Source organism: Gilvimarinus sp. 1_MG-2023 (assembly GCF_030548285.1).
Window position 1 is genome coordinate 1 of sequence record NZ_JAUOSC010001123.1, and the last position, 265, is coordinate 265.

At 51.3% G+C, this 265-nt stretch carries 1 protein-coding gene; it reads left to right on the forward strand.

Going from position 1 to position 265, the window contains the following annotated elements; all coding sequences use genetic code 11:
* On the forward strand, positions 1–205 hold a 205-nt coding region (locus Q4563_RS20350; protein WP_303605806.1), incomplete at its 5' end, for a septum site-determining protein MinC.
* Positions 206–265 lie beyond the last annotated feature (60 nt).

The following is a 265-nucleotide window of genomic DNA, read 5'->3' on the forward strand; positions in this document are numbered from 1 at the left end:
GATTATGGGCAGGTTGCGCGGCAAGGCACTGGCAGGCGTCAAGGGTAATCCGGACGCAATGATCAGCTGTTTACAATTTGATGCCCAGCTGGTCGCTATTGCTGGCCAGTACCAATTATTTGAAGACGATCACCCCTTAAAAAACAGCAGCGTGCTGGTCCGGCTGGTTGATGACCACTTAACCCTCACCGGCTCGGATAAATAACCAAATTGGCAGGATGAATACCGTGGCAAAAATAATCGTGGTGACCTCCGGAAAAGGCGG